13 protein-coding genes are annotated in these 17,140 nt (G+C 43.0%); 11 read left to right on the top strand and 2 right to left on the bottom strand.

The features are described from left to right. The first annotated feature begins 7 nt into the window (after nt 1–7). The gene (locus ACIPK1_RS03530) at nt 8–946 is read left to right on the top strand and encodes an ABC transporter ATP-binding protein (protein WP_005233685.1); all 939 of its coding nucleotides are present in this window, start codon (nt 8–10) and stop codon (nt 944–946) included. A 30-nt stretch (nt 947–976) separates the two neighbouring features. Continuing rightward, complete coding sequence (locus tag ACIPK1_RS03525; protein WP_008379437.1) at nt 977–1,975, top strand: RNA-guided endonuclease TnpB family protein; 999 nt, start codon at nt 977–979, stop codon at nt 1,973–1,975. A gap of 145 nt (nt 1,976–2,120) precedes the next feature. Here the strand turns inward: ACIPK1_RS03525 and ACIPK1_RS03520 are convergent, their stop codons facing one another. Together ACIPK1_RS03520 and ACIPK1_RS03515 are read right to left on the bottom strand one after the other, a co-directional pair. Further along, on the bottom strand, nt 2,121–2,951 hold the full coding sequence (locus ACIPK1_RS03520; protein WP_301387826.1) for an NUDIX hydrolase: 831 nt from the start codon (nt 2,949–2,951) through the stop codon (nt 2,121–2,123). Between the two features lie 50 nt (nt 2,952–3,001). Beyond that, a complete protein-coding gene (locus ACIPK1_RS03515) occupies nt 3,002–3,277 on the bottom strand; it encodes a hypothetical protein (protein ID WP_034872151.1) in 276 nt (91 codons plus the stop codon). A 356-nt stretch (nt 3,278–3,633) separates the two neighbouring features. Between ACIPK1_RS03515 and metG the strand changes: the two genes are divergently transcribed. The 9 genes from metG to ACIPK1_RS03470 all read left to right on the top strand — a co-directional run bounded on the left by metG (nt 3,634) and on the right by ACIPK1_RS03470 (nt 16,991). Continuing rightward, complete coding sequence (gene metG, locus ACIPK1_RS03510) at nt 3,634–5,640, top strand: methionine--tRNA ligase (RefSeq protein ID WP_005233704.1); 2,007 nt, start codon at nt 3,634–3,636, stop codon at nt 5,638–5,640. A 262-nt stretch (nt 5,641–5,902) separates the two neighbouring features. Then, nucleotides 5,903–8,581: a cation-translocating P-type ATPase gene (locus ACIPK1_RS03505; protein WP_086332708.1), complete on the top strand. Its 2,679-nt coding sequence runs from the start codon at nt 5,903–5,905 to the stop codon at nt 8,579–8,581. 171 nt (nt 8,582–8,752) lie between these two features. Then, the gene (locus ACIPK1_RS03500; protein ID WP_005228008.1) at nt 8,753–9,181 is read left to right on the top strand and encodes a hypothetical protein; all 429 of its coding nucleotides are present in this window, start codon (nt 8,753–8,755) and stop codon (nt 9,179–9,181) included. 484 nt (nt 9,182–9,665) lie between these two features. Then, the gene (abc-f, locus tag ACIPK1_RS03495) at nt 9,666–11,168 is read left to right on the top strand and encodes a ribosomal protection-like ABC-F family protein (RefSeq protein WP_086316601.1); all 1,503 of its coding nucleotides are present in this window, start codon (nt 9,666–9,668) and stop codon (nt 11,166–11,168) included. Between the two features lie 469 nt (nt 11,169–11,637). Beyond that, nucleotides 11,638–12,711 carry an ABC transporter ATP-binding protein gene (locus ACIPK1_RS03490; RefSeq protein WP_086298266.1) on the top strand — a complete coding sequence of 358 codons (1,074 nt, stop codon included), beginning with the start codon at nt 11,638–11,640 and terminating at the stop codon, nt 12,709–12,711. Further along, nucleotides 12,711–13,592 carry a carbohydrate ABC transporter permease gene (locus tag ACIPK1_RS03485; RefSeq protein ID WP_086298263.1) on the top strand — a complete coding sequence of 294 codons (882 nt, stop codon included), beginning with the start codon at nt 12,711–12,713 and terminating at the stop codon, nt 13,590–13,592. The genes ACIPK1_RS03490 and ACIPK1_RS03485 overlap by 1 nt, the downstream gene beginning before the upstream one ends. Nucleotides 13,593–13,596: 4 nt before the next feature. Next, nucleotides 13,597–14,415 carry a carbohydrate ABC transporter permease gene (locus tag ACIPK1_RS03480; protein ID WP_005228015.1) on the top strand — a complete coding sequence of 273 codons (819 nt, stop codon included), beginning with the start codon at nt 13,597–13,599 and terminating at the stop codon, nt 14,413–14,415. Then, nucleotides 14,399–15,691, top strand: coding sequence for an MBL fold metallo-hydrolase (locus ACIPK1_RS03475; protein ID WP_005228016.1), 1,293 nt, complete (start codon nt 14,399–14,401; stop codon nt 15,689–15,691). Before ACIPK1_RS03480 ends, ACIPK1_RS03475 begins: the two co-directional genes overlap by 17 nt. Nucleotides 15,692–15,707: 16 nt before the next feature. Then, nucleotides 15,708–16,991: an ABC transporter substrate-binding protein gene (locus tag ACIPK1_RS03470; protein WP_016609876.1), complete on the top strand. Its 1,284-nt coding sequence runs from the start codon at nt 15,708–15,710 to the stop codon at nt 16,989–16,991. Nucleotides 16,992–17,140 lie beyond the last annotated feature (149 nt).

The following is a 17,140-nucleotide window of genomic DNA, read 5'->3' as shown; positions in this document are numbered from 1 at the left end:
GAAACGGTTGGAAAAAGTTTTACTTGAAGTAAAGAATCTCAAACAATATTTTAACGTTGGCCGCAAAGACGAAGTCAAAGCCGTCGATGATATCTCCTTCCAAATCTATGAAGGAGAAACCTTTGGTCTAGTAGGTGAATCCGGAAGCGGAAAATCGACCACTGGACGGACGGTGATTCGTTTGAATAATCCTACCGGAGGCGAAGTTCTTTTTGATGGACAAGATGTTATGAAAATCAAAGGCAAGAAACCGCTGGCTGATTTTCGCCGGGAAGTTCAAATGGTCTTCCAAGATCCTTATGCCTCCTTGAATCCACGGATGAAAGTTCGCGACATTATTGCCGAAGGGATCGATATCAACGGATTAGCTAAAAATGAAAAAGAACGCAATGATCGGGTGGATGAACTCTTGCGAACCGTCGGACTAAACCCAAGTCATGGGACCCGTTATCCTCATGAATTTTCAGGGGGACAACGTCAGCGGATCGGAATCGCCCGAGCATTAGCCGTCGATCCAAAATTCATCATTTGTGATGAACCGATCTCGGCATTGGATGTTTCGATCCAAGCCCAAGTTGTCAACTTGCTGCAAGATCTGCAAGAAGAACATAAATTGACGTACTTGTTTATCGCCCATGATTTATCGATGGTCAAACACATCAGCGATCGGATCGGCGTGATGCACAACGGCAAACTGCTAGAAGTAGGAACCAGTGATGAAATCTATCATTACGGGGTCCATCCGTATACTGAAAGTCTTTTATCAGCGATTCCGCTGCCAGATCCTGACCATGAGCGTCAACGCAAACGGATCAAATACGTCAGCGAACCAAACGATAACCAAGAACGAGCAATGGAAGAGATCGCACCAGGACATTTCGTTTATGCCACGAAACAAGAAGCCAAGATCTACCAAGAAAAGTTAGCACAAAAAAAGGGGAACTAGCGTCAAAGGTATAGGGAGTGTTAGGAGGAGATGAAACTGGGTGTTTTAAAAGCATACAAATTTCGGATCTATCCTAATGGACAGCAAAAACAGTTTTTCATCGAAACCTTCGGCTGTGTTCGGTTTACGTACAATCAACTGCTGGAGGCGAAGATGGAGGAGCTGGCCAACAATGAAGCAAAGCAAGGGTTGACGCCAGCCAAACTAAAAAAGGAGTATCCTTTTTTGAAGGAGACCGATAGTTTGGCATTGGCGAATGCACAAAGGAATCTGGACCGAGCGTTTCGAAATTACTTCCAAAAGCGGGCTGGCTTTCCAAAAATGAAAACCAAAAAAAGTATTTGGCAATCGTATACTACGAATAATCAGCAGCACACCATTTACTTTGAAGAGGATCAAATCAAGCTGCCAAAGCTCAAAACACTGGTTCCAGTAAAAAAGCATCGGGAAATCAAAGGGAAAATCAAATCGGCAACGATCTCAGCGAAAAACAATGAAGAGTTTTATATCTCGATTCTTTGTTTGGAAGAGATCACACCACTCCCGAAACAGCAAGCGTCTATCGCAGTTGTTTATGATCCGCAGCAGCTGATCAAAGCCAACCAATCGGTACCGGTCACTTGTGAGCATGCGATCCAAACAAAACAGAAGCTGACACGAGCAGAACGCAAACTTCAGGTGAAAGCTACGGCGGTCAAACGGAAAAAAATCCTTTTGACTCAGGCACGAAATTATCAGAAGCTAAAAGGAAAAGTCGCTCGCCTCTATCGTTTTCACTGCTGTCAAAAGCGGGAATTCATCGATCAAGTCAGTTATCATCTCGTAAAACAGTACGATACGATCTATTTGGAACAAATTGCTGAAGAAACGGTTCTAAAAGCCGGTCATTACAGCATCAGCGACTGGCATCAGTTTGTTCGCAAAATCCAGTACAAGGCTCAGTGGTACGGCAAAGAACTGCGTTTTGTCACGTTGGACACGCAGGACCAACAGAAGCTGGAACGGCTCTCAGGCGAAATGAGCAGCTGATCCGCTTGAACTGGAAGGAACGCCAGGGATCGCCTAGGGTATAGAAAAAATCTTTATGATTTTTGTTTCTAGGAACCACGTTCACTAATTATGATTAACCAGCAACCCCTTGCCAAACTACAGTTTAGCAGGGGGTTGTATTTTTTTACATTTTATCACCTAAAAATGCGTCATTTAAGCGATAGATCTTTGAGGGACGCCCGATGCCAACGGGCTTTTCGCCGACCTCCGTAAAATATTGAAGCATGGATTTTTTAAAGTTGGAATGATCGATCATTTTAAAATCGATCCCTAAAAACTTGGCGAATACTTTGCGGGCTTCCGTGATCGAAAAATCTTTGCCTAACACAAGAAGCACTTGCGGCTCGTGTTCCATCTTGTTGGCAACCCGTTTGAAGGCTTTGAGAATGATCGCGCTGTGGTCAAAAGCCAGCGTATCTTTTCCAACAGAGGCACCAGTCACCAGGTCAAGAATGATCTCGATCTCACCGCTGGTCAAATAGATTTGATTGGCTTTTCTTTCCAGAGAAAACCAGCGTACCTGATTCGCATCGTCCCCAGCACTTAAGGGCTCTTCACCAATAAATGCCAAATAGCTGACGGTGATTACCCACCCACGCGGATCACGACCAGGGGTGCTGAAGGTGTGCAGCTGTTCGATGTTTTGTTTGGAGATGGTGACCCCGATCTCTTCTTGGGTTTCACGGATCACACTTTGGCCTGTCGATTCATTCGGATTGACGAAGCCCCCCGGCAATGCCCAAGAATTGCGGAAGGGATGGCCTTTTCTTTGGATCAGCGCAATTTTGAGTTGTTCTTCTTCTTTGTTGTAACACATCAACACCATATCGACGGTTACGGAGGGTTTCTCGTATTTCGGCTGATCTTGTGTCTGATACCACGTAAGAAAGTCTGCTTCAGAAGCTTCTTTCTCATAGTAGTGTTTTTCAGCTGATTTTGAGGTAAATTCTTTCATTGGTTTCTCCTGCCTTAGATAAAGTAAGTAACTGAGCGCGATGGTTTTCCTTAACGGAAAAAATAAGGAACGATCAAATTAATGAAAAACAGTGCGAGATAAAGCCAAGAAGACCGAGGGTGTTCTTTGAGTGCTAAATAGCCCCAAAGAGCGATCCATAGCAGAAAAGCTACCCGTAGGATTGCCAGCGCTGTCGCAAAAAGCGCCGCGTAATCATGGCTGTTGAAGTAAGCAAACAAAAAGGGGTAACCTGTGGTTGAAAAGAGCAAGTGCCCCACAGAAAGCGCGGTTAAAAGCAAAAAATGCTGTTTGTTTTTTCGAGTCATAGCGTTCCTTTCTATAAGAGAAGTCTTCCTCATTATAGCAAAAGAAGTACCTGTTAATCAAAGAGAGATAAAACACCTTTATTTCTTATGAGATTCGTTGTCAGGATCAGATTCTTCCCCTAGAACATTGAAGTGAACGGCTATCTGCGCTATGATAATTAGTAGAAAAGAAATACTCAAATCTGCTGGTTTATTTGCTGCGTTTTAAGGACGAAAACGATTCCTTTGCTTCTTTTAGAGCATGAAGAAAGGTCTTATTATGTCCGCTTTTTTGATTAAATTTATAGCATTTTTGGGTTGCGAACTGTATACTACCTAAGTATACACTTTACTAGTGAAAAGGAGGACTTGCGTCCATGGCTGAAAAAGAAACATTCTATATTACGACGCCAATTTATTATCCAAGCGGCAAGCTGCATATCGGGAATTCTTACACGACGATCGCTTGTGATGCGGTAGCACGATACAAACGATTGATGGGCTTTGATGTCTTTTATTTAACGGGTGTCGATGAGCACGGTCAAAAAATCGAGAAAAAAGCAGAAGAACTTGGCGTAGATCCGCAAGAATACGTCGACAAAATGGCAGCTGACGTCAAGAAATTATGGAACACACTAGACATCAGTTATGACAAATTTATCCGTACAACGGATGACTACCATAAAACAGCCGTTCAAAAAATCTTCCAGCAATTGCTTGATCAAGGAGATATCTATCTTGGTGAATATGAAGGCTGGTATTCTGTTTCTGATGAAGAATACTTTACTGAAACGCAATTAGCAGAAGTTTACCGAGATGAAGAGGGCAAAGTCATCGGCGGCAAAGCGCCAAGCGGTCATGAGGTAGAATTGGTGAAGGAATCTTCTTATTTCTTCCGCATGAGCAAATACGCCGATCGTTTGGTTCAATACTATGATGAACATCCAGAGTTCATTCAACCAGAATCACGCAAAAATGAAATGCTGAATAACTTCATCAAACCAGGTTTAGAAGACCTGGCTGTTTCCAGAACGACCTTTAAATGGGGCATTCCTGTCACGGCTAGTCCTGAACACGTGGTGTATGTTTGGATCGATGCGTTATCTAACTATATTACGGCATTAGGCTATGGCTCAGAGGACGATTCCTTGTTCCAAAAATACTGGCCAGCTGACGTGCATATGGTTGGGAAAGAAATCGTGCGTTTCCATACGATCTATTGGCCAATCATGCTGATGGCCTTAGACTTGCCCTTACCGAAAAAAATCTTTGGTCATGGCTGGTTGATGATGAAAGACGGCAAGATGTCGAAATCAAAAGGCAATGTCGTTTATCCAGAAATGTTAGTGGAGCGCTACAGCTTAGATGCGTTGCGTTACTATCTATTACGGGCGGTTCCTTTTGGTAGCGATGGTGTGTTTACACCAGAAGATTTCGTTTCTCGTTTGAACTACGATCTAGCCAACGACTTAGGCAACCTGCTGAATCGGACGATCGCCATGATCAATAAATATTGTGATGGCTTAGTGCCCGATTATGCCTCAAAAGTAACGCCTTTTGATAGCGAGCTGTCAACGACTGCGGCCAATGTGGTTGGTCGTTACCATGAAGCCATGGATAAAATGGAATTCAGTACGGCATTGTCAGAAGTTTGGACATTGATTTCCCGTGCCAACAAATACATTGACGAAACCCAACCATGGGTGTTAGCCAAAGAAGAAGAAAAGCGCGCGGAATTAAACAGTGTGATGGTTCATTTGGCGGAAAGCTTACGCATCGTTGCGATCTTATTGCAACCGGTGATGACAGAAACACCAGCCAACATTTTCCAACAATTAGGATTGGCTTCTGTTGCCATGGATCTGAAAGATTTACGCTTTGGTGAATTTCCAAGTGGCACGAAAGTCGTTGCCAAAGGCACACCGATTTTCCCTCGGTTGGAACTTGAAACAGAAGTAGCCTACATCCAAAAGAAAATGGCTGAAGGGACACAAAGTCCAGAAGAAACAGTCAAATGGAATCCAGAAGAAACCACATTGCAATCAGACAAAGCCGAGATCAAATACGAAGACTTCGACAAGATCGAATTAAAAGTGGCAGAAGTCGTTGATTGTCAAAAAGTCAAAGGGGCCGACAAGCTGCTACAATTCCGCTTAGCTGCGGGAGATGATCAAGATCGTCAAATTTTATCGGGGATTGCTGAATTTTATCCAGAACCACAAGATTTGATCGGCAAAAAAGTCGTGATCGTTGCCAACTTGAAACCACGGAAAATGCGGGGGCAAGTCAGCCAAGGAATGATCCTTTCTGCAGAAGACAATGATGGTCGCCTGCAAATCGTGGAAGCGCCAAAAGGCATGCCAAACGGCTCGGTCATCGCTTGATTTTTAGGAGAAATTCTTTGTTGAATTTCAGCGAAAATAAAATTGCCAGACCCGAAAAGTTTTTGTATAATGTAGGTTATTGATATGAACATGAGGGAGTAATTGGCGGATTTTATCTGCGGCAGTATCACCATCCTGAAAGAAATTTCTGGTGCTGTCTTAAACAGTGAGACTTATGTATGCTTAGACAGTGCATACATAAGTCTATTTTTTTTCATATCATGTACAATAAAGGAAGAGTAAGTATAAAAGGAGGAGAAACATGTCAGAAGAAAACAAAAAGGAGCAGCTATCGCAGGCGTTTTATGCGCAAGAAGCGCAGCATGTTCTGGAAGAAATGCAAACAGATGCCAATGGATTAACGAACGATGAAGCGCAAAAACGCTTATCTGAGTATGGTCCCAACGAATTAGAAGAAGGCAAAAAGAAATCGATGGCACAAAAATTCTTTGAGCAATTCAAGGATTTGATGATCATCGTTTTGCTAGCGGCGGCGATTATCTCAGCAGTCGTTTCCCATGAAGTCGTGGACTCAATTATTATTTTAGCAGTTGTCATTATCAACGCGATCATGGGTGTTGTTCAAGAGGCAAAGGCAGAGCAGGCCATCGAAGCACTAAGAGAAATGTCCACACCAAATGCCAATGTCCTGCGTAATGGTCATACCGTCACCATCAAGAGCGATGAATTGGTTCCGGGGGATATTGTCCTATTAGAAGCTGGCGATGTCGTACCGGCAGATTTACGCCTCTTAGAAGCAAGTTCGTTAAAAATTGAAGAAGCCGCTTTGACCGGTGAATCCGTACCAGTCGAAAAAGAATTGACTGTCATCGAAGGGACGGATGTCGGGATCGGCGATCGCGTCAATATGGCTTATTCAAACAGTAATGTGACCTATGGCCGCGGAAAAGGGGTCGTGGTCAATACAGGGATGGGAACCGAAGTTGGGAAAATCGCTGGCATGCTAGCTAGCGCCCAAGAAACCGAAACACCATTGAAACGTAACTTAAATGAACTAGGAAAATTCCTGACGATCGCCATCATTATCATTGCAGTGATCATGTTCTTTGTTGGAACGATCTTTAACAATACGTCATGGGTCGACATGCTATTGACTTCGATCTCATTAGCAGTAGCGGCGATCCCAGAAGGGCTGCCAGCGATCGTAACGATCATCTTAGCCTTAGGTACGCAAGTAATGGCGAAACGAAATGCAGTGATCCGTAAATTACCAGCGGTTGAAACCCTTGGGGCAACGGATATTATCGCTTCTGATAAAACTGGTACTTTGACGTTGAATCAAATGACCGTGGAAAAATTGTATGTCAATAACAAACAACATGCTGCTTCAGAAGATATTCCGTTAGACAACATGGCATTAAAAGTCATGAACTTTGCCAATGATACAAAATTTGGTGAAGAAGGCAACTTGATCGGTGATCCGACCGAGACCGCATTGGTGCAATTCGGGATGGATCAAGGATTCCATGTGCGGGATCTCGTCAATCAAGAACCACGGATAGCGGATCTGCCCTTTGATTCTGACCGAAAACTTATGAGTACGATCCACCAACAAGAAGACGGCCGCTATTTAGTTGCTGTCAAAGGTGCACCGGATGTCTTACTAGGCAGAACCTCAAAAGTACTATTGGATGGCCAAGAGCTACCAATGACGAATGAAGAAAAAGAAAAAATCTTATTCAACAATACCGATATGGCAAAACAAGCGCTGCGGGTATTGGGAATGGCCTACAAATACGTAGATCAAGTGCCAGAAAACTTAGAATCAGAAATCGTCGAAAATGATTTGGTCTTTGCTGGCTTAGTCGGAATGATTGACCCAGAACGGGCAGAAGCAGCCGATGCGGTACGTTTAGCCAAAGAAGCTGGGATTCGTCCCATCATGATCACCGGAGACCACCGGGATACAGCTGAAGCCATTGCGGGACGTTTAGGGATCATCAAACCGGGCGATGATGATGCTGTCTTGACCGGCGCTGAACTCAATAAAATGAGCGAAGAAGAGTTTGCCCAAAAGGTAGCCCACTATTCAGTCTATGCGCGGGTATCGCCGGAACATAAAGTCCGCATCGTCAAAGCTTGGCAGCAAGAAGGCAAAGTCGTTGCCATGACCGGTGACGGGGTCAACGATGCACCATCACTGAAGCAAGCCGATATTGGTGTTGGCATGGGGATCACAGGTACCGAAGTTTCTAAAGGTGCTTCCGATATGGTCCTAGCAGATGACAACTTTGCTACGATCGTCGTAGCAGTGGAAGAAGGACGTAAAGTTTTCTCCAATATTCAAAAAGCGATTCAATACTTGCTAGCCGCTAACCTAGGGGAAGTTTTGACCTTGTTCTTAGCAACCTTGTGGGGTTGGGACTCGCTATTGCCGATCCACTTGCTTTGGATCAACCTAGTAACGGATACCTTCCCAGCAATTGCCTTAGGAATGGAGCCTGCTGAAAAAGATTTAATGAAGCATGCACCGCGGGGACGCAGTTCCAACTTCTTCTCCGGTGGTGTGATGAGTAGTATCATCTACCAAGGGATCTTAGAAGCGGCAACCGTGCTGTTCGTTTATTGGTCAGCGATCCAATGGCCCGTTCACAATACGTACGATGCGATCCATGCCGATGCCTTAACGATGGCCTTTGCCACGTTAGGATTGATGCAATTGTTCCATGCCTTCAACGTCAAATCGATCCATCAGTCGCTCTTTAAAGTAGGAGCATTTAGAAACAAAGCCTTCAACTGGGCGATCCTGTTGTCCTTTGCGTTGATGCTAGTGATCTTCATTGTGCCAGGATTAAACGATATCTTCCGTGTCGCACACCTTGACTTGTATCAATGGGGCATCGTTTTAGGCGCCTCCTTTGCGATCATTCCAGTCGTTGAGATCGTCAAAGCGATCCAACGAGCAATGGGACGCAAATAAGCCAAAAATAAACAGAAAAACAACGAATGGTCTGCTGTCCTTCTCCATGGGCAGCAGGCCTTTTTTTGCTGGATTATTTTCGATAAACCCTATGGCTGTTTCTTGACCTTTTCATTTGCAGCAAGAAACGGTAAAATAGAAGATAATAACAAAGAAAGTAGGGGACCCACTGTGCGACCAAACTTAGGTTTTTATGTACAAACAATCAACGATCTTGTCAAAGAAACAGAAGCAATCGGGGAGAAAATGAATCCCAATTATGAAGAGATCCGCAAAGCGATCGACGAGAAGAAAGAAGCAGAGGTAACACCTGAGCGGCTAGCTGAGATTACCAGAATTTTTAAAGAAGGCACGGACAAATACCGCTTGATGCTGGAAAAAATCAGCAAATTGCGTCCACCAGCGAATGTGATGGGGATCCATAAAAAATTCGAGCGAGCGTATATGAAATATGTTGCCGGCTGTGATGAGATGATTTTGAGTCTGGATAACAAAATCGACCAAGAAGCCTTTGATGCAGCTGAAGCTAAGCAAGATGAAGCAACGGACGAAATTTCTTTTGCTATCCAACGGATGACCGCTTTATTGTTAAAAAAATGATAAACATTCAAGTTAAACAAGAGTTATTTAATTTAACTGTTATGTTTTTCACATGTAAAGTTTTTTTATCGGAGGTATAATGAATTCACAACCAACAACCTTTTTATTTTTCATTTTACTCCTTTTGCCATCAGGACTAACCAACCTGATGGTTTTTTTTGTTTTTTAATGAAGTGTTTCCATCAAAAGCGGGGATAGTTTGTGAACAAAATATAAAGTTGAAATAGCAAGGAATAGCAAGCTTGCGCTTTTTTGTCGATCAATGCTATACTTAGGGCACTATTAAACGAAATGAGGGATCCTCCATTGAAAAATTAACCAATTTGTTGAAAGCTGCATGAAACTGTTCCTCCAAGGGGATAGTCTGCAGATTTTCAGGATTGGTTGACTTTTTCAATGGAGGATCTTTTTGTGTACCTCTAAAAACTGATTCTGAAAATAGCTTTAGTCTACTCTATTCCGTGAATAGAGACGAGGTATATTTATGTCTAATATCAGTATTAATCATTTAACTTTTGGCTTTGATAGCCAGGAACGGTTGCTTTTTGAGGATGCCAACTTGAACCTTGATACTCAATGGAAATTAGGGTTGATTGGCAGAAATGGTCGCGGCAAAACGACCTTGCTGCGTTTGCTGCTCAATGAATTGCCGTATAGCGGCTCGATTACCCATGAGCAGCAATTCGTTTATTTTCCCTTAACCGTCGCTGACGATCAGCAACTGACGCTTTTTGTTTTACAAGAATCCGGTGAATTTGAGCAGTGGCGTTTGGAACGAGAATTGAACCTGCTGCAACTTGATCCAGAAGTTCTTTGGCGGCCCTTTGCCACTTTATCTGGCGGCGAGCAAACGAAAGTTCTATTGGCGCGTTTGTTCGTTGATGAAGAGAATTTTGCTTTGATCGATGAGCCAACCAACCATTTGGATGTGACCGCTCGCCAACATGTTGCCCGCTATTTGCAGCAAAAAACCGGGTTTATCGTTGTGAGCCATGATCGACAGTTTGTCGATGAAGTCGTCGATCATGTATTGGCGATCGAAAAAAGCCGCTTGGTGTTGTACAAAGGGAATTATTCAGTTTATGAACTGCAAAAGCAGCAAAAAGATGCCTATGAGCAAGAACAAAACAGCAAGTTGAAAAAAGAAATCGGTCGTTTGAAGCAGACGGCAGCCGAGAAAGCGGAGTGGTCCCGAGGACGCGAACGGGACAAATTAGGGTCGCCGACCAAAAAAGGCAGTGGGGCAATCTATGATACGGGGGCGATCGGTGCCCGAGCGGCACGGACCATGAAGCGCTCGAAAGCGATCGTTAAACGGATGGAAGATCAAATTCAAGACAAGTCTGCGTTGTTAAAAGACATTGAGTGGATCGATCCTCTGAAAATGACCCCGCTTGTTAGCCATCATGACGTGTTGCTGGAAGCAGAGCATTTTCAGCTCGGCTATGAGAAGCCTTTGTTTAAACCGCTGACGTTTGCGATCCGTCAAAAAGAGCGCTTGGGGATTCAAGGGGCCAACGGATCTGGCAAGTCCAGTTTGATTGCGAGTATTTTAGGTACTTTCGAAGGACAGCAGACAGGGACGATCAAAACAGCCCATGGGATCACCATCAGTTATGTTCGACAAAACTACGAGGACAATTGTGGGATGCTGACAGAGTTTGCCCAAGAACATGGCTTGAATTATCAAGATCTGCTAAATAATTTGAAAAAACTTGGCTTGGAAAGAGCTGTTTTTCAAACGCCGATCCAGCAAATGAGCATGGGGCAGCGTAAACGCGTGGAACTAGCCAAATCATTAGCAACACCAGCAGAATTGTTTATCTGGGATGAACCTCTGAATTATTTGGATGTCTTCAATCAGAAGCAATTAGAGGAAGTAATCCATTTGGTGGAGCCTTCTATGCTGATCATTGAACACGACCGTTATTTTCTTGAGCAAGTCTCAACGAAATTGCTGACGTTGACGATCGATGAAGTCGAATAACTGAAGGGGAAAAAGGACGATTGTTTTCTTTGGGAAAACCGTCCTTTTTTGTTATTTTAATCGGAGAGATACTGACGATTTTAGTAAGTATTTAATAAGGGTGCTTTTGATAAAAAAGCTGTGTAAAAATAGTGTTATTATACACAGGTATGTATATTTGATAAAATTCATTCATTTTTTCATGAAAATTTTCGAAAAATGACGAAATGTTCGGGATTAGCGGGTAGAATTCCCTTTGAATCACTCATTGTTTTCTCATTGTTTGGTAAATTAATTAAAAATTCTTTCATAATTCCCATTGGTTTTTACAAAACATTTACAATAATAGTATCGAATAAAAACATTCGTTTGTTATGATTAAAATCGAATTTCTTTGAGCGTTTGACCGAAACATCAAGAGTTCGTTTTTTTTGTGACTTGAAATGCCAGTCAACTATTCGGAGGAAAAAGAGAAAATGGAGGGGCAGTTTTGATAGAAGTAGTCGGGTTGAAGAAGGTTTTTGATAATAAGTTCGAAGCCTTGAAAGCAGTAGATTTTACAATAGAAAAAGGCGATTTGGTTTGTTTGTTGGGACCTAGTGGTTGCGGGAAATCGACGATATTGAATTTGATCGCGGGGTTGTTAAGTCCCACCGATGGTGATATCCGCTTTAATGGTACTTCCGTTGTTAAGACGGAGCCGAAAGACCGCAATATCGGGTTTGTTTTTCAGAACTATGCCCTTTATCCCCATATGACTGTGTTAGAAAATGTCATGTTTCCACTGACAGTCGGAGAGAAAAAGATCAAGAAAAACGAAGCACAGAAAATTGCTGAAAAGTTCATGAAACTGACCAATATTGAAGAGTTAAGTCAGAAAAAACCAGGAACCCTTTCTGGCGGACAGCAGCAACGGGTAGCGATCACGCGTGCCTTGGTGCAAAGTCCAGAAGTCTTACTACTGGATGAACCATTAAGTAACTTAGATGCCCGTTTGCGCTTGAAGATCCGTGAAGAGATCCGTCGGTTAGTCAAAGAAGTGGGCATCACCACAATTTTCGTGACTCATGACCAGGAAGAAGCTCTTTCTATCAGTGATAAGATCATTTTGATGAACGAGGGGATCATTCAACAAAATGATGATCCGCAAAACCTTTACTTAGAACCAAACAATCTTTTCGTAGCGAAATTTATTGGTAATCCAATCATCAACATCTTGCCAGTAGAAGTCAAAGAGGGACAAATGATCCATCCTGCCTTTACTGTACCAGTTGCCCGTTTTACCGACATTCGCTTCAAGAAACCATTAACAGACGGCCAATACACGTTAGGCATTCGTCCAGAAGATGTGCTGACCACCTTGCAAGCAGGTTTGTTCCAAACGGAAGTCAAGAGTGTGGAGCTGATCGGACGAGAACGAATCTTGAACTTTGATCTGGCTGACAAACATATGAAATCGATCGTTAGTATTGAAGAAATCATTGAAGAAGGCGCGCAAGTGTCATTTGATTTTCATTACAAAAAAGCCTTTATCTTTGATGAAAAAGGAGAGCGGGTCTACTAATGTTCAAAAAAAATTATAACCCTGAGAACCAACCGAAAGCATGGCTGTTTTTACTGCCTTCATTGGTCATTATTTTCTTATTCAGTGTATATCCGCTGTTTCGTTCCTTCATCATGAGTTTCCAAAAAGGAACCTTGATTAACCAACAGTATGCTGGGGTTGAGAACTATCAAAGGGTTTTAACGGACCCAGTCTTCTTTCGAGCACTGCAAAATACGGCGCTGTTTGCTTTTGCGGTCGTGCCGATCTCGCTGGTTCTCTCATTAGCGATTGCTTGGATCATTTTTGAAAAAGTCAAATACAAAAGTTTTTTTGAAACGATCTTCTTTATGCCTTATGTCACAAGTACGATTGCGATCGGGATCGTGTTTCGTTACTTTTTCAACGGCTCTTACGGGATCATTAATTATCTACTAGGTCTTGTCGGCATTGCGCCAGTCAATTGGCTAGATAACGTCAATATGAGTATGACGACCTTGATCATCTTCGGCGTTTGGACGAGCCTCGCCTTCAACATTATTATCTTGTTGGCAGGAATGCGCAACATCGACAAAGAACACTACAAAATCGCAAAAATGTTTGGCGCTACCGATGGCGAGATTTTTCGGAAAATCACCTTTCCGCAATTGATCCCAACTTTTGCTTTCTTGTTGACGGTCAATCTGATCAGTGCCTTTAAAGTCTATACCCAAGTATACGCCTTGTTTGGCGGCCAGCCAGGGATCGCCCGCAGTGCAACGACGGCAGTCTTTTATATTTATGACAAATTCCATATCGCCGGACGTCCGGGGATTGCAATGGCGGCAACCGTGATCTTGTTCATCATTATTTTGCTCGTCACCTTTATCCAAAATAAACTTTTGAAGAAAGTGGGCGAATAAACGAATGAAAAAAATTGTCACGATTGTTTCGATGCTGTTTTTAGCAATTTTAGCAGTGATCACGCTGTTTCCCTTTGTCTATATGATTTTAGCTGGTCTAATGACCTACAGTGAAGCAACCAGTATTCCACCGACGATCATGCCAGAGTCTTTCCAGTGGAGCAACTACGGGGAAGTCTTTACCCGAGCACCGTTTTTACGCTACTTCTTTAATACGGTCTTCGTTTCTGCGGTGACGACTATCGCGACGCTGATCACTGCGATTCTAGCTGCCTTTGCATTGACTAGTCTTGAATTCAAATACAAACGGTTAGTTATCGGATTGATGATCTCGTTATTGATGGTTCCTTATGAATCCATCATCTTTACCAATTACAATACGATTGCTCGAATGGGCTTATTGAATACGTATAGTGCCTTGATCATTCCGTTTCTGACCAGTATTTTTTACATCTATTATTTAAACGGTTATTTACAAAGTATTTCTAATACCTTTTATAAGGCAGCCAAAATTGACGGTGCCAGCGACCTAGCTTATATCCGCCGAATTTTGATCCCCATGTCTAAACCAGCCTTGGTGACAGTCGGGATTCTGACGTTCATCTCTAGCTGGAATTCTTTCTTATGGCCGTTGTTAGTGACGAATGAGAAAAAATACCGTCTCTTAAATAATGGATTGGCTGCCTTTACCACAGAAAGCGGCAGTGACGTTCATTTACAAATGGCGGCAGCGACCTTGACCGTCATTCCAATTCTGATCATTTACTTGATCTTTAGAAAAGAAATTATCAAAGGAGTGGCTAAAGATGGCATCAAAGGATAAAACAACGATCACCTTCCATAGCGGAATTTTAACGATTGGAGGAACCGTCATCGAAGTTGCGTACAAAGATGCCCATATCTTTTTTGATTTCGGTTCGGAGTATCATCCAGAAACACCCTTACCAGATGAAGAATTACAAACGTTAGTTGCGCATCGCTGGATACCAGAACTGAAAAATGTCTACGATCCACGCTTAGACTACACGTACCAAGGAAGCGAAACGAAAGAATACCAAGAAACAGCAGTTTTTCTTTCCCACGCCCATCTGGATCATTCCAAGATGATCAACTTTTTAGACCCAAATATTCCTATGTACACCTTGAAGGAAACCAAAGCGATCCTCGAAGTGTTGAATCAAAAAGGGGACTTCTTGCTGCCCGTTCCTCATGAAGAAAAAAGCTTTGTCCGTGAATTGATCGGCTTAGAACCCCATGATGTGATTCGGGTCGGGGAAATCGAAGTCGAGATCATTCCAGTCGATCATGATGCGTACGGTGCGGCAGCTTTGTTGATTCGCACGCCAGATCATTTTATCGCTTATACCGGTGATTTGCGTTTGCATGGCTATCATCCAGAGCGTACCAAAGAATTCTGTCAGTTAGCCAAACACACGGATTTATTGATGATGGAAGGGGTCAGCATCAGCTTTCCAGAAAGAGAACCGGACCCCAAAGCGATCACAGTGGAAAGTGAAACAGAATTGATCGAGACCTTCGTGCGTTTGGTCAAAGAAAATCCCCAACGACAAATTACTTTCAATGGCTATCCAGCCAATGTCGAGCGCTTTATGGCGCTTGTTGAAGCCGCGCCGCGGACGGTTGTTTTAGAGGCGACGCAAGCTGCTTTGTTGAAAGAAATTTTCAATAAAGATGTACCGTTCTATACGATCGATGATCAAGTACCAGCGACTCTCGATCCAGCCTTCGCCATTTCTTATCAGGCATTATGTGCCGACACGAGCCAGTACCTTTGGCAAGCAGTCGCGCATTTTGAAAACTTGCAGACGGGTGGTTTGTATATTCACAGTGATGCGCAGCCGTTAGGCGATTTTGATCCAGCTTATCAAGTCTTTTTGGATCAATTGGCAGCACTGGAGATCGAATTTGTCCGTTTGCCAAACTCGGGACATGCGAAACCAGCTGATTTAGATCAGATCATTGCATGGATCGAGCCCCAACGATTGGTTCCAATCCATACGCTGAAACCAGAAAATCTGGTGAATCCGTATGGTGAAAGAATATTGCCGCAACGCGGTGAAAAAATTATTTTAGAGTGATAGAGGAGAGGAAAAAATGAAAACAAAGAAACTTGCATTTGCAGCAGCAGCAGCCGCGACATTGGTATTAGGGGCTTGTGGAAACAACAACGATTCATCTGGTTCTACGGAAAGTGATGAAATCGTTACAGAACTAAGCGAAGATACGACTGTCACCTTTTGGCATGCAATGAATGGTGCGCAAGAAGAATCATTGACGAAATTGACCGAGCAATTCATGGACGAAAATCCAAACATCAAGATCGAATTGCAGAACCAATCAAGCTATCCTGATTTGCAAGCAAAGGTGAATTCAACCTTGCCTTCACCAAAAGATCTGCCAACTATCACCCAAGCATATCCTGGTTGGTTATGGAATGCTGCCCAAGATGACATGCTAGTTGACCTTGGCGAATACATCAACGATGATACTATCGGTTGGGGTGACCAAGAAGAGATCCGCAGTGCCCTTTTAGATGGTGCACAAATCGACGGCGTGCAATACGGGATTCCTTTCAACAAATCTACAGAAATGCTGTTTTACAATGCAGACATGTTAGACGAGTATGGTATTGACGTACCAACAAACCTGGAAGAATTAAAAGAAGCTTCTCAAGAAATCTATGAAAAATCAAACGGTGAAGTCGTAGGTGCTGGTTTTGACTCATTAAACAACTACTATGCCATCGCAATGAAAAATCAAGGCGTTGATTTTGACAAAGACTTGCAATTAGACAGCGATGAATCAAAAGAAGTCATCAACTACTACCTAGATGGTGTTAAAGACGGCTACTTCCGAATCGCTGGTTCTGACAAATACTTGTCTGGTCCATTTGCCAACGAGCAAATCGCAATGTATGTCGGCTCAATCGCAGGGGAAGGCTTTGTTAAAAAAGATACCGAAGGCAAATTTGAATATGACGTAGCAGCTCGTCCAGAACCAATCAACTTGCAACAAGGAACTGACTTGTATATGTTCAACAGCGCAACACCAGAGCAACGCACCGCTGCTTTTGAATACATGAAATACCTAACTTCGCCAGAAGCGCAAAAAACATGGGCAATCGATACCGGCTACATGCCAGTTGTTGAATCTGTTTTGGAAAGCGATGAATACAAAAACAATCCTGAAACAAAAGTGGCTGCCAAATTAGAAGATGCAACCAAAGAATTGTTCTCGATCCCAGTGATTGAAAATGCTGATCCTGCTTACAATGAAATGCGTTCAATCATGGAAAACATTTTGTCTAATACAGATCAAGATGTCGATCAATTGATTGAAAACGCAAAACCACAATTAGAAGATGCTTGGAACCAATAATTCTGAATTTCTTCGTCAAAATAGGGTATAATCAGGGAAACACCTGAGAATGAAAGACAAAAGGGTTTGTGCCATAAGGTTTGAAGACACAAGGAAGCAGAAAATGCTGGCTTTCGAGGGTTTTCGACTTATGCGCATGCCCTTTTGGT

The sequence above is a fragment of the Enterococcus sp. NPDC086594 genome (genome assembly GCF_044746145.1).
In the GTDB taxonomy this organism is placed as follows: Bacteria; Bacillota; Bacilli; order Lactobacillales; family Enterococcaceae; genus Enterococcus_D; species Enterococcus_D entomosocium.
Note: the sequence above shows the minus strand (reverse complement) of the source record. Positions and strands in the feature narration are given on the sequence as shown.